Raw genomic sequence first — 12,683 nt, 5'->3', positions numbered from 1 at the left:
TTTGTTGAGTAATCGCTCAAGAAATAGGGGAGGGGTCCGTCGCCATGGGCAACGCACGCGCACTCGAGGGAAAGACCGCACTGGTCACCGGCGGCAGCCGCGGCATAGGCCGGGCCATCGCGCAGCGTCTCGGCAGGGACGGCGCAACCGTCGCGGTCGCCTACGCACGCGACGAGGCGGCGGCGGACGAGGTCGTCGAGCGCATTCGCAAGGACGGCGGCCGGGCCTTCACCCTGCGGGCGGAGCTGGGACGGCACGGTGACGCGGCCTCCCTGTGGGCCGCGTTCGACGCCCGGGCCGAGGCCCACGCACCCGGCGGAGCGGTCGACATCATCGTCAACAACGCCGGCATCGGCCGCAGCTCCGATCTGGCATCGCTGACCGAGGAGGGCTTCGACGAGGTCTTCGCCGTCAACGTCCGCGCACCGTTCTTCATCGTGCAGCAGGGGTTGCGGCGGCTGCGCGACGGAGGGCGGATCATCAACATCTCCAGCGGCGCGGCCCGCCTCGCCATGCCGGAGGTCATCGCCTACGGGGCCACCAAGGGCGCCCTCGACACCTTCACCCTCAACCTGGCGAAGGAGCTGGGGCCCCGGGGCATCACCGTGAACTCGGTGGCGCCCGGCGTCATCGACACGGACGTCAACGCCGACTGGCTGCGCGGCGACCCGGAGGCCGAAGCGCAGGCGGCGTCCCTGGCCGCACTGGGCCGGGTGGGGCAGCCGGAGGACGTGGCCGACATCGTGGCCTTCCTCGCCTCCGACGACGCGCGCTGGGTGACCGGCCGTGTGATCGACGCGACGGGCGGTTCGGGGTTGTGAGCCCCCGACGTCCTGCCCGTGGGGCCCGCCAGTTCGGGGGCCGTTAGGCGGGCGGCGTGAGGGTGAGGCGGATCGTGCCGGCCCCGGCGTGCTCTACGCGGACCGAGGTCAGGTCGGGGACGTGGGCCGTCGGGCCGTGGGCGGCGGCGCGGGGGCCTATGCCGATCACCCGCATGCCGGCGGCCAGGCCCGCCGCGACGCCGGCCCCCGAGTCCTCGAAGACCACGCAGTCGGCCGGGTCCACCCCCAGCTCGGCCGCGCCCTTGAGGAAGCCCTCGGGGTCCGGCTTGCTGGCCCCGACGGACTCGGCGGTGACCCGCACCTGCGGCATCGGGAGCGCGGCGGCCGTCATCCGGGCCTCGGCCAGGGCGGCGTCTGCCGAGGTGACCAGGGCGTGCGGCAGGCCGGCGAGCGACGCCATGAACTCGGGGGCGCCCGCGACGGGGACCACGCCGTCGGTGTCGGCCGTCTCGCGGGCCAGCATCACGGCGTTCTCGGCGTGGTTGAGCTCCATCGGGCGCTCGGGCAGCAGGATCGCCATGGTGGCGTAGCCCTGGCGGCCGTGCACCACCTTCAGGGCCTCTCGCGGATCCAGCCCGTGCGACACCGCCCATGCGCGCCAGCAGCGCTCGACCACCGCGTCGGAGTTGACGATGGTCCCGTCCATGTCCAGGAGCAGTGCCCGGGCGGTGAGGACGGTGGGTGCGGTGGTGGTGGTGCTGGCCGGCATCGGCGGGGCTCCAGACGGGTGGCACAAGAGAACAAGCGGTTCCGTCCACCGGTCAGGGGTTGCGGACGGAACCACTTTGTTTTCTCACGATACAAAACCCTGGGGGGTACGCGCCACCGACAGCCGAGTGACTTATCCCTCCAGAGCGCGGCGGGTCGCGGGGCCGTAGACGCCGAACTCGTCCTCGAACACCCCCTGCTCCATCTGGAAGTCCGCCACCGCCCGCTCCACGCCGCGGCCGTACCGGCCGTCGAACCGGCCCCGGTACAGGTCCTGCTCCGCCAGCAGCCGCTGGAGCTTCTCCACCTCGGCCCCGGAGTCGCCGGGACGCAGCGTCACCGGCTTCGCGGGCCGCGGAGGGGGAGTGGGGCTCGGGCTGCGGGACGCGCCGGCGGACGGCGTCGGCGACGGCGAGGCCGAACGGGACGCGCTGGGGGAGGCGGACACCGAACGGGAGGCACTCGCCGACGGGGACGGCGGGGCCGACGCGGAGGTACTCGCGGACGGGCCGGTCGGCGCCTCCGACGGGCCGGCGGGGGCCGACTCCGTCACGAGCGCCGACGGTTTGGGGTCCACCAGTGCGGCGTCGCTCTTCTCGGAGCCCGTGAACATGACGAGGGCCAGCCCGACCGCGCCGACGGCCACGGCCGCTCCCGCCGCGGCCAGCAACGGCAGCCGGGACCGCTGCCGCTTGGCGGGGCGGTCATCGGGCCACCGCGGGGGCACGGCCCGGAGCTGCACGGTCTGCTCCGCCGGCGGTACGGGGGCCACGGGTATCCCGTACGCCGGAGTGCCGGGCTCCGCCGCGGGCACGGGCCCGAGCATGGCCGTCGGCGCCTCGTCGCCGCCGGCGCGGGGCCCGTGTGCGGGGCCCTGCGGGGCGTACAGGCCCCCGGCTGCCCCCTGCTCCGCCGCGGGGACGGGCGCGAGCATGGCCGTCGGCGCCTCGTCGCCGCCGGGCCCGTGTGCGTACGGGGCGGCGGCCGCGCCCTGGGCCTCCGGGCCGCCCGCAGATCCCGCGATCGGGGGCGGGGGAGAGTCCGCCGAGCCCGTGAGCCCGCCGTGCGGGGCCCCGGGGCTGCCGTCGGCGAGGCTGCCGGAAACACCGGGCTGGGCGGAGGCGTCGCCGTGCGGCGTCATGGGGTCACCGAAGGGCCCCCCGGTCGCCCGACCGCCCACCGGAGCCGCGGTCGCGCCGGCCGAGGCCACCGCACCATCCGGGACGGCACCGGCTGAGCCGGTCGGAGCCGGGGTCGCCCCCGCAAGGGCATCCGGATGGACCCCCGCCACGCCGGGCTCCGGCGTCGGGGCGCCCGACGGCGAATCCGGAACGGCCGGCTGCGCAGTCCAAGCCTCCGGCGGCACCGGTGGGGCGTCGGGCTGTGGCGCCCAGGCCTCCGGCGGGGCCGCCTGGGCGGTCGGGGCTCCCGGCTTTGGCGACCAGGCTTGCGGCTGTGCCGGCCAGTCGTCCGGTGTCGTCGGGGCGCCTGCCTGGGCGGCCGGGTCACCTGCTCGGGTCACCGGGGCTCCCGGTTCGGTCGGCCGGGCTGCCGCCTGGGCCGGCCAGTCGTCTGCTGGTGTCGCCGGGGCGCCCGCGGGGGCGTCGGGCTGTGGTGCCCAGGCCTCCGGCGGGGCCGCCTGGGCGGTCGGGGCTCCCGGCTCTGCCGACCAGGCTGCCGGCTGGGTCGGCCAGTCGTCCGGTGTCGCGGGGGCGCCCGCCTGGGCGGCCGGGTCACCTGCTCGGGTCAGCCGGGCTTCCGGCTCCGTCAGCCGGGCTGCCGGCTGGGACGTCGGTTCGGTTGAACGGGCCTCCTGGGGCGTCGGCCATGGCGTCTCCGGCCGGGGTGCGGACGCCTGGGCCGGCTGTTGCGGCGGGGCCGTGGCCGGGAACGGGGTGCCCTGGGGCTGGTCCGGCCGGGCCATGGCCCCCAGGACCGGTTGCGGGGGCGGCGGGGCCTGGTCGGCTTCCGGCATGGTCACGTACGGGCGAATGCGCAGCGGGTTGAAGCCCACCCCCCGCGCGCACTCGCAGCCGACGCCCGCGGCGCCGCAATCCGGACAGCGCTCTGCGCTCACTGGTACCCCTCCCTGGACACTGCCAGCGATTATGCAGACCCCTTCGGCCCCACCCAACCCTCCCGAGAGGCCATAACCGGACACACCGCTCAGGATGGAGATGTTGTCCGGCCTGAGGAGGAGCCGATGGCTCAGGATGTGACCGCGTCGGCCGTGGGCCCGAGGCCCGGTGCCGAGCACGCCTCGCGCGAGGTGCTCGTCTCGATCGGGGCCCTGCTGCTGGGCCTGCTGATCTCCGCACTCGACCAGACCATCGTCTCCACCGCGCTCCCCACGATCGTCAGCGAGCTCGGCGGCATGGAGCACCTGTCCTGGGTGGTCACCGCCTACATGCTGGCCTCCACCGCCGCCACGCCCCTGTGGGGCAAGCTCGGCGACCAGTACGGGCGCAAGAGGCTCTATCAGGCCGCCATCGTCATCTTCCTGATCGGGTCCGCCCTGTGCGGCCTCGCCCAGGACATGCCCCAGCTGATCGGCTACCGCGCCCTCCAGGGCCTCGGCGGCGGCGGACTGATGGTGCTGTCGATGGCGATCGTCGGCGACATCGTCCCGCCCCGGGAGCGCGGCAAGTACCAGGGCCTCTTCGGCGCCGTCTTCGGCGCGACCAGTGTGCTCGGCCCCCTGCTGGGCGGCCTGTTCGTGGACCACCTCTCCTGGCGCTGGGTCTTCTACATCAACCTCCCCATCGGCCTCGTCGCGCTCGTCGTCATCGCCACCGCCCTGCACATCCCGGCGCGGTCCTCCCGCCACACCATCGACTACCTCGGCACCTTCCTGATCGCCTCCGTCGCCACCTGCCTCGTCCTCGTCGCCTCCCTCGGCGGCACCTGGGGCTGGGGATCGGCCCGGATCATCGGGCTGGCCGTCCTCGGCGCCGTGCTCCTCGCGGCCTTCCTCCTCGTCGAGCGGCGGGCCGCCGAACCCGTGCTGCCGCTGGGCCTGTTCCGGATCCGCACCTTCACCCTCTGCTCGGTGATCAGCTTCGTCATCGGCTTCGCGATGTTCGGCGCGATGGTCTACCTGCCGACCTTCCTCCAGGTCGTACGGGGCGTCTCACCCACCATGTCGGGCGTCCACATGCTGCCGATGGTGTTCGGCCTGCTGATCGCCTCCACCGTCTCCGGCCAGATCGTCAGCCGCACCGGCCGGTGGAAGGTCTTCCCCATCGCCGGCACTGCCGTCACCGCCCTCGGCCTGCTGCTCCTGCACCAGCTGGAGCGCACCAGCTCCGACTGGGAGACGAGCGTCTACTTCTTCGTCTTCGGCACCGGTCTCGGCCTGGTGATGCAGGTGCTCGTCCTGGTCGTGCAGAACGCGGTCAGCTACGCCGACCTCGGCGTCGCCACCTCGGGCGCCACCTTCTTCCGGTCCATCGGCGCCTCCTTCGGCGTCGCCATCTTCGGCACGGTCTTCACCAACCGGCTCGGCGACAAACTGTCCGCCGCCCTCGCCGGAATCCCCCTGCCGCCCGCCGCCGCCCCCGCCCGGCTGGAGGCCGACCCGCGAGCCATCGGCGCCCTTCCGCCCGCGCTGCGCCCCCGGGTGCTCGACGCCTACTCCTCCGCCATCACCGACGTCTTCCTCTACGCGGTGCCGGTGGTCCTCCTCGCCTTCCTGATTTCCTGGTTCCTCAAGGAGGACAAGCTCCGCGCGTCCGTCACCGCACCCGATGTGACCGAGACCCTCGCCTCCAACCCCGTGCACCGCTCCTCGCACGAGGAGGTCGCCCGCGCGCTGTCCGTGCTCGGCACCCGCGAGGGCCGCCGTCACGTCTACGAGAAGATCACCGCCAAGGCCGGATACGACCTGCTCCCCGCCGCCAGCTGGCTGCTGCTGCGGATGAACAAGTACGGCTCCGTCGAGCCGGCCCTGCTCGCGGAGCGCACCGCCGTGCCGCTCAGGGCCGTCACCGAGGCCGCCCGCCAGACCGAGGAGCGCGGACTCGCCGCCCGGGAAGGACTGCCGCTCGTCCTCACCGACCGCGGCCGGGAGGTCGCGGCCCGGCTGGCGCAGGCCCGGCAGGAGTCCCTGGCGGAGCTGCTCGGCGACTGGTGGGGCCCCGAGCGCCCCACCGACCTCGTCAAACTGGTCGAGGAACTCAACCGGGAACTGTGCGGATCCGACTCCGAGGAGCCCTACGACCACCCGCCGCGCCGGGACCACTCCGCCCCACCGCCCTCGCGCGGCACCCAGCGGCGCTGAGCGCGTCGGACCGCTTCCCGGGACGGGCTCGCCCGGATCCGTCCTAGGAGGCGGCCGCGTCCAGGGTCTTCTCGAACCAGTGCTGCGCGTAGGGCACGGAGTTGTACGCAGGTATCTCCCGGTACCCGTGGCGCGCATACAGGGCGCGGGCCTCCACCAGGTCCGTACGGGTGTCCAGGCGCAGGCGCGTGGCGCCCAGCTGGCGCGCGGCCTCCTCCAGGGCGGCCAGCAGGGCGGCCCCGCCGCCGGTGCCGCGGGCGCGCCGGTCCACGTACACCCGGGTCAGCTCCGCCGTGGCCGGGTCGAGCAGGCGTATGCCGCCGCAGGCCAGGGGCCGCCCGTCGAGCCGGCCGACCACGAACCAGCCCGTCGGCGGGACGAGGTCGTCGGCAGGGAAGTCCAGTAGTCCCTGGTCGATCTCGGCCTCGGTGACGGACCGCTTCCAATACCGTCCGGCGACCTCCGCGTAGTAGGCGCGGCGCAGCGCCGTGGCGTCCGGGGTGGTGAAGTGCTCCGCTGCCACCTCCCAGCCAGCGGCGGGCGCCGCAACGCCCGCCCCCGCAACGCCCGCCCCCGCAGGGTCCGCCGCGCCGTCCGCCGTGCTGTCGGTCGTGATGATCGAGTTCCTGTCCATGGCGCCATTGTGGAGCGCCTCCCGATCCTCCCGCGTGGAATATCCACAGGCACGGGCCGATGATGAGGAAAGGCGAACATCACACAAATGGAGGGTGGGAACCGCCATGTCGGAGCATCCGGACTGTGCCCTGATCCGCCGCGGCTACGAGGCCTTCGGCAAGGGCGACATGGAGACCCTGGGCAGCCTGATGACGGCCGACGTCATCCACCACGTGCCCGGCAACAACGCGCTCTCGGGGCACCACAAGGGCCGTGAAGCCGTCCTCGACCTCTACCGCCGCTTCGCGGAGGAGACCAACGGCACCTTCCGGGTCCGCCTGGAACAGGTCATGGTGGATGGCCGCGGCCACGCGATGTCCGTGCACGTCGCCCAGGGCGACCGCGGCGACCGGGGCATCGAGATCCACGAAGGGCTCTTCTTCACCATCGTCGGCGGCAAGATCACCGACATCGACCAGTGCACCCAGGACATCGACGAGTACGACGCCTTCTGGCACTGACCGGCCCGGTACCGGCTCCTGCCCGCCCGGCCGGACCGAAGGGACCCGGGCCGACGCGCACCCCGGGTCCCTTCCCACGCCCAGCCCCCGGAAAGCCTCAGGCCTTCTTGGGCGCCGCCTGCTGCACTACCTCGAACGACCACACCTGCGACCCGGAAGCCGCCGGCTTCGGCCGCTCGCCGCCGGCCCCACCGCCACCCTGGTGCGCGGCCTTCATCGGACCCTCCATCCACGCCTGGAAGTCCTCCTCGGACCGCCACCGGGTGTACACGAGGTACTGGTCCGTGCCCTCGATCGGCCGCAGCAGCTCGAACCACTCGAACCCGTCCGAACCCTCCACTGCGCCCGCCCGCGAGGCGAACCGCTGCTCCAGCAGCTCCCGCTGCTCGTCCGGCACGGTCAGCGCGTTGATCTTCACGATGCTCATGGCCGCCATCCTAGGGATCCCGCCCGGGATATCGTCGTCCAGGTAATGAAACGGGGCACGACGCGCGGCAGCCAGGCGAAGTCACGGTTGCGGTCGACAGGGCGGGAGGACGGCGAGGCGTGGCTAACGCGGCGGAGCACGGCGGTGCCAACGGACATGCCGGGGTCATAGGCGGTAGCGGCAGACTCGGGGCGGTACGCCTCCTGCTGTGGGCGCTCGCGGCCGTCCTCGGCATCAGACAGGCGGCCGCGGTGCTGCGCGTGCCACCGGGGGAGTGGCTCAGCGGCTTCCACCTGCCCGGCAGCCTGCCCGGCTCGCTCTACGACGCCGAGCAGTTCACCGGCACCCCCTTCGCCGGGCTCGTCCTCAAGCCCCTCGCCGGGTTCGCCGCCCCCTCCGTGGAGGTGGCCTGGACCTGCGTGACGCTGCTCTTCGTCGCCGGGATCGGCCTGGTCGCCGCCCGCGCCCTGCCCGACCCGGTGCCCCGCCGCACCGCGCTGCTCGCCGCGCCCGTGCTGGTCGCGCTGATGATGGTCTCCCTGCCCGTCCGCGAGGCCGCCTCCCCGGGGCAGACCGCCGTCCTGCCGGTGCTGCTGGTGCTCCTCGCGGTCTTCCGGGTCCCCGGCGGACGCCCCGCCGGGTTCCTCGTCGGCCTCGCCGCCGCCCTCCAGCCCGCGCTGCTGCTCTTCGCCGCCCTGCTGTGGCTCACCGGCCGCCGCCCCGCCGCCAAGGCCGCCGCCGTGACCTTCGCCGGCGCCACCGCCCTGGCCTGGGCGTCACTGCCGCGCGACTCCTGGACGTACTGGGTCGCGCACCTCGCCGGCACCGGCCTCGGCGGCGCCCCCGACGGCCTCGCCAACCAGTCCCTGCACGGCGCCCTGCTGCGCCTCGGCCTCAGCGGCCCTGCCGAGATCGCCCTCTGCCTCGCCCTCGCCGCAGCCGTCGCCTGGACCGGCCTGCGCCGCGCGGCCCGCTACGCCCGCGACGGGCAGCTGCTCCTCGCCGTCGCCGTCACCGGCTGCGTCGCCGTCGCCGTGTCCCCGGCCGGGTGGCGCCACCAGCTGCTGTGGGTGCTCCTCGCGGTGGCCGGCAAGGTGGGCGAGCGTGCCGCCGACCGCCGGGTGTGGCCCGTCGCCGTGGTGCTGGCCATGACCCTGCCGAGCGCCGTGCTGCTGCCGAACCTGGCCGCGCTGGCCCCCGTACGGGACAACGTGCTGCTCCTCGCGGCCCTGGCGGCGGCCTGCGCCGTGCCGTTCCTGCCCCGCTCCTCCCCGTACTGGCGCGAGCCGGTGCCCACCGTCTACGGGCAGCCCGCCGACGCGCGCTGGTCGTGGGTGCCGCTGCTGCCGTTCTGGCGGCGGGTGCTCTCCCGGCCCAACCTGCTGCTGGAGCTGCTGCTGATACGGGTCGGCTACTCGCTCTACTCCCACATCCGCGCCGCGGCCCCCACGAGCCGCTCCCTCGCCGAGGGCAACGGCAGCCGGATCCACGGCATCGAGCGGGCGCTCGGCATCGACATCGAGCACGCCGTGAACCACGCCGTGGTCGACACGCCCTGGCTGGAGGCGTTCTTCAACTTCTACTACACCTCCTTCCACTTCGTGGTCCCGCTCGGCATCCTGGCCGTCCTGTACTGGCGCCGCCCCGGCGACTACCGCTGGGCGCGGGCCTCCCTCGGGCTGGCCACCGTCATCGCCCTGGCGGGCTTCTGGCTGTACCCGCTCGCGCCGCCGCGGCTGATGCCCGGCCTCGGGTTCATCGACACCGTCCACGGGGTGCAGGACCTGGCGAACCCCTCGTACGGGGCGATGACCGCGATCTCCAACCAGTACGCCGCGATGCCGTCGCTGCACTTCGGCTGGTCCCTGTGGTGCGGGATCGTGATCATGGTCCTCGCGCCCAGGGGGTGGCAGAAGCTGCTCGGCGCACTGCACCCGCTGATCACGGTGTGCGCGATCGTGGCGACCGCCAACCACTGGGTGCTGGACGCGGTGGGCGGCGCGGCCGTCGTCGCCGCCGGCTTCGGCCTGGTCCACGCGCTGTCGGGGCCGCGCGGGCTGAAGGTGACCCTGCCCGTGCAACGCCGGGCCGCCGAGGACCCGGTACGCACCCCCGCGCGCTCGGCGTGACCCGAAGGGGCTGGGCCTACGTCCGCACCCGGCGCAGCAGCGCGCGCAGCGGGCCGGGGTTCTCGTAACCGACCCGGCGGGCGACCGCGGCCAGCGGCAGGCCGGTGGTGCGCAGCAGGTGCTCGGCCTGCTCGACCCGCAGGTCCTGCACCAGGCGGATGGGGGAGCAGCCGAGCGTGCGGGCCATGGTGCGCTGGAGGGTGCGCTCGCTGACGCCGAGGTCGCGGGCCGCGTCGGCGATGGACAGCGGCTCCTCGATCCGGGCGCGCACCCAGCGCTCGAAGGCGGCGACCAGCGGCTCGTGCCGGGCCATAGCCCCGGGGATCATGTACGCGGCCTGCGAGGCCCGGTCGTCGACCACCAGGTAGCGCCGCACCAGGTCCGCCAGGGCCGGGCTGCGCATGCCGACGACGGCCAGCGCCAGGTCGAGGTGGCTGAACGCGGCGCCCGCCGTGGTGACCCCGTCCGCGGTGGTGACCATCCGGGTCTCCTCCAGCGCCACCCGGGGGTAGCGCCGGCGGAACACCGGCGCGAGCCACCAGCTCGTCGTCGCCCGCAGCCCGTCCAGCACCCCCGACTCGGCCAGCAGGAAGGTGCCGGTGCACGCGGAGGCCAGCGGTGTGCGCCGCTCGCGGGCCTCGGCCAGCAGCCGGCGGGCCGTACGCCGGCCGGGCGCGGCCACGGTCTCCAGGAGCGCGGACGGGCGGCGCTCCATGAGGGCGGGCAGCACGAGGAGCCCGGCGTCCTCCGCCTCCTCGGCGGGCTCGGTGTCGATGCGGTGGCCCAGGCCGCTGCTGACGCGCCGGCGGACGCCGACCGTGCGGATGTCGAAGGCGGGCGGAGCGGCGCCGGGCAGCTCGCGGCGCAGGGCGTTGGCGGTGTGCAGCACGTCCAGGACGGCTGAGATCCCGGAGTCGAACACCCCGTCGAGGGCCAGAACGGCGACTTTCACCGGCCCACCGTAGCCGCTCGGCCGGCATCCCGCGCCCTGTCGGATTCGGATCGGAAACCGCCGGATCCGACACTCGCGTCCGCGGGGCGCCCTGCCTAGGGTCGATGGCATGACCACGTACCCCGCCACCGCCCCCGAGGGCCTGCGCAGCCGCACCCACACCTGGCAGCCGAGGCCCGACGCCACCCCGCAGATCCAGGACATGAGCGGCCTGGAGATCCTTCAGGCCGCGTTGAAGGGCACCCTGCCGGCCGCCTCGATCACGAGCACCCTGGGCTTCCGGCTCACCGAGGTCGGCGAGGGCACCGCCGTGTTCGAGGGGGAACCGGGCGACCACCTGCTCAACCCCATGGGCACGGTCCACGGCGGCTTCCTCGCCACCCTGCTGGACTCGGCGCTCGGCTCGGCCGTCATGACCCGGCTGCCGGCGGGGACCGCCTACACCACCGTCCAGCTCGGGGTCCACATGATCCGCCCCGTCCTCGGGGACACCCCGGCGCTGCGCTGCGAGGGCACCGCCCTGCACGTCGGCCGCACCACCGCCACCGCCGAGGCCCGCGTCATCGGCACCCACGACGGCAAGCTCTACGCCCACGGGACGACGACCTGCGCGATCCTGCGGACCGCCTGAAACGGCCTTCCGGCAGGCCGGCCCGAGAAGCCGCGCCCGGAAAGCCGGCCCGCAAGGCCGCGGAGGGGCGCCGGGGCGTGAGGGCCCCGGCGCCCCTCCGGTGGATCGCCGCGTCCTGTCAGGATCGGCCGGGTCCCGCGGACCCGCCACTCGGGCGGTCGCGCCCCGACGGACGGCAGGGGCCGGGGCGTGGGAGGTACGGCCCCTGCCGTCCTGGCTCCCGGCCGGCTCGGGCCGGCCCGGAGTCCGTCAACCCGCGCTGACCCGCAGCTCCTTGATGCCGTTGAGCCAGGCCGCGCGCAGCCGCCGCGGGCCGTCCGAGGCCGGTCGCAGGTCGGGCAGGGTGTCGGCCAGGGCGTTGAAGATGAGGTCGATCTCCAGGATCGCCAGGGACTTCCCGAGGCAGAAGTGCGGGCCCCCGCCGCCGAATCCGAGGTGCGGGTTCGGGTCGCGGGTGATGTCGAAGACGTCCGGGTCCGCGAAGACCTCGGGGTCGTGGTTGGCGGAGGAGTAGAACAGCCCCACCCGGTCGCCGGCCTTGATCTTCTGGCCGCCCAGCTCGGTGTCCCGGGTGGCGGTGCGCTGGAAGGAGACCACGGGCGTGGCCCAGCGCACGATCTCCTCCGCGGCGGTGGCCGGCCGGGTCGCCTTGTACAGCTCCCACTGTTCGGGGTGGGTGAGGAAGGCGTGCATGCCGTGGCTGATGGCGTTGCGCGTGGTCTCGTTGCCGGCGACCGCCAGCAGCAGGACGAAGAGGCCGAACTCGTCGGAGCGCAGGTTGCCCTCGCCCTCCGCGGCCACCAGCTGGGAGACGATGTCCTTGGCCGGGCACTCCTTGCGCTCGGCGGCCAGGTTCATCGCGTAGCCGATGAGCTCCACGGCCGCGTGGGAGCCGGCCTCCTCCGTGATCGCGTACTCCGGGTCGTCGTACGCGATCATCTTGTTGGACCAGTCGAAGATCCGGGAGCGGTCCTCCTGCGGCACGCCGATCAGCTCGGCGATGGCCTGGAGCGGGAGTTCGCAGGCCACCTGGGTGACGAAGTCGAAGGCGCCGTCCGCCGAGGCCTCCCGGGCCTCCTCCACGATCTTCCGGGCCCGCTCGCGCAGGGCCTGCTCCAGGCCGCGGATGGCGCGGGGGGTGAAGCCCCGCTGCACGATCTGCCGTACCCGGGTGTGCTCCGGCGGATCCATGTTCAGCATGATCAGGCGCTGGGCATCTATCTGGTCGCGCTGGATGTGCTCGTTGAAGCGGATGATCGCCGTGTTGGTGGCGGAGGAGAAGAGTTCCGGGTGCGTGGAGACGTACTTGACGTCCGCGTGCCGGGTGACGGCCCAGTAGCCCTCGTCGTCGAACCCGGTGACGCCCCGCCGCTGGGGACACCACCACACGGGGGCGGTCTGCCGCAGCCGAGCGAACTCCGGGAAGGGGACCCGGTCCTGGAGGACGTCCGGGTCGGTGGCGTCGAAGCCTTCGGGCAGCGCGGGACAGGGCATCGGGCGACTCCAAGGTCTGACGAGGGTCTGACGGCCCATCAGAAGTTGGCTTGAAGGTAGTAACGAGTTCTAGAAGTCACAAGGG

The 12,683-nt window shown here is 74.0% G+C and carries 11 protein-coding genes; 5 read left to right on the top strand and 6 right to left on the bottom strand.

Annotated features, from left to right (window positions below):
* The first annotated feature begins 44 nt into the window (after positions 1-44).
* Positions 45-821, top strand: a complete 777-nt coding sequence (locus ACZ501_RS02735) for a glucose 1-dehydrogenase (protein ID WP_468791993.1) — start codon at positions 45-47, stop codon at positions 819-821.
* A 43-nt stretch (positions 822-864) separates the two neighbouring features.
* Here ACZ501_RS02735 and ACZ501_RS02730 read toward each other — a convergent pair whose 3' ends face one another.
* Both ACZ501_RS02730 and ACZ501_RS02725 read right to left on the bottom strand, forming a co-directional pair.
* Positions 865-1,551: an HAD-IA family hydrolase gene (locus ACZ501_RS02730; RefSeq protein WP_468791990.1), complete on the bottom strand. Its 687-nt coding sequence runs from the start codon at positions 1,549-1,551 to the stop codon at positions 865-867.
* A 132-nt stretch (positions 1,552-1,683) separates the two neighbouring features.
* Positions 1,684-2,691, bottom strand: a complete 1,008-nt coding sequence (locus ACZ501_RS02725) for a peptidoglycan-binding domain-containing protein (RefSeq protein ID WP_468791987.1) — start codon at positions 2,689-2,691, stop codon at positions 1,684-1,686.
* Positions 2,692-3,753: 1,062 nt separating this feature from the next.
* Here ACZ501_RS02725 and ACZ501_RS02720 point away from each other — a divergent pair.
* Entirely contained in the window at positions 3,754-5,829 is a 2,076-nt protein-coding gene (locus ACZ501_RS02720; protein ID WP_468791985.1) for a DHA2 family efflux MFS transporter permease subunit, read from the top strand.
* A gap of 43 nt (positions 5,830-5,872) precedes the next feature.
* Here the strand turns inward: ACZ501_RS02720 and ACZ501_RS02715 are convergent, their stop codons facing one another.
* On the bottom strand, positions 5,873-6,463 hold the full coding sequence (locus ACZ501_RS02715; protein WP_468791982.1) for a GNAT family N-acetyltransferase: 591 nt from the start codon (positions 6,461-6,463) through the stop codon (positions 5,873-5,875).
* Between the two features lie 106 nt (positions 6,464-6,569).
* On the opposite strand from ACZ501_RS02715, the gene ACZ501_RS02710 reads away from it, so the two are divergent.
* Positions 6,570-6,965 carry a nuclear transport factor 2 family protein gene (locus ACZ501_RS02710; RefSeq protein WP_468791979.1) on the top strand — a complete coding sequence of 132 codons (396 nt, stop codon included), beginning with the start codon at positions 6,570-6,572 and terminating at the stop codon, positions 6,963-6,965.
* Positions 6,966-7,062: 97 nt separating this feature from the next.
* Here the strand turns inward: ACZ501_RS02710 and ACZ501_RS02705 are convergent, their stop codons facing one another.
* Entirely contained in the window at positions 7,063-7,392 is a 330-nt protein-coding gene (locus ACZ501_RS02705) for an antibiotic biosynthesis monooxygenase family protein (RefSeq protein ID WP_361604983.1), read from the bottom strand.
* A gap of 119 nt (positions 7,393-7,511) precedes the next feature.
* Between ACZ501_RS02705 and ACZ501_RS02700 the strand changes: the two genes are divergently transcribed.
* Complete coding sequence (locus ACZ501_RS02700) at positions 7,512-9,521, top strand: bifunctional glycosyltransferase 87/phosphatase PAP2 family protein (RefSeq protein ID WP_468791976.1); 2,010 nt, start codon at positions 7,512-7,514, stop codon at positions 9,519-9,521.
* 16 nt (positions 9,522-9,537) lie between these two features.
* Here ACZ501_RS02700 and ACZ501_RS02695 read toward each other — a convergent pair whose 3' ends face one another.
* The gene (locus ACZ501_RS02695) at positions 9,538-10,473 is read right to left on the bottom strand and encodes a GlxA family transcriptional regulator (RefSeq protein ID WP_468791973.1); all 936 of its coding nucleotides are present in this window, start codon (positions 10,471-10,473) and stop codon (positions 9,538-9,540) included.
* A gap of 109 nt (positions 10,474-10,582) precedes the next feature.
* Between ACZ501_RS02695 and ACZ501_RS02690 the strand changes: the two genes are divergently transcribed.
* Positions 10,583-11,104, top strand: a complete 522-nt coding sequence (locus ACZ501_RS02690) for a PaaI family thioesterase (RefSeq protein WP_468791970.1) — start codon at positions 10,583-10,585, stop codon at positions 11,102-11,104.
* Positions 11,105-11,353: 249 nt separating this feature from the next.
* Here the strand turns inward: ACZ501_RS02690 and ACZ501_RS02685 are convergent, their stop codons facing one another.
* Positions 11,354-12,598 (bottom strand): cytochrome P450, encoded by a 1,245-nt coding sequence (locus tag ACZ501_RS02685; RefSeq protein WP_468791967.1) that lies wholly within the window; start codon positions 12,596-12,598, stop codon positions 11,354-11,356.
* Positions 12,599-12,683: the final 85 nt, after the last annotated feature.

This window comes from Streptomyces sp. NPDC034085 (assembly GCF_055575555.1).
The sequence above is the reverse complement of the archived record's forward strand: the minus strand, read 5'-3'. Positions and strand labels throughout refer to the sequence as shown.